This is a genomic window from Mycobacterium alsense (genome assembly GCF_002086635.1).
Lineage (GTDB): Bacteria > Actinomycetota > Actinomycetes > Mycobacteriales > Mycobacteriaceae > Mycobacterium > Mycobacterium alsense.
This window is the reverse complement of record NZ_MVHD01000156.1, coordinates 1-257: the sequence shown is the minus strand read 5'-3', so window position 1 is coordinate 257 and position 257 is coordinate 1. Positions and strand designations below refer to the sequence as shown.

Here is a 257-nt window from a genome sequence, read left to right as displayed (position 1 = left end):
GGTTCGGGTGGCGTCGGCGGTACCGGCGGCGCCGGTGGGGTCGGCGGCCAGGGTGGGGCCGGCACCGACAACAGCCTCAACGCGGGGGTGGCCGGCGGTCAGGGAGGCGTTGGCGGCACCGGCGGTACCGGCGGAGGCGCCGGGTCGGGTGGCGCGGCCGGGGTCGGCGCCACGCCCGGGGTCACCGGCGCCTCGGGGACCGCCGGCGACGGCGGTCAGGGCGGCGTGGGTGGCACCGGCGGCGGTGGCGGTCAGGG

At 82.5% G+C, this 257-nt stretch carries 1 pseudogene; it reads left to right on the top strand.

The features are described from left to right. Window positions 1–257 (top strand): annotated as a pseudogene (locus BST11_RS27845) (hypothetical protein); the annotation flags it as partial.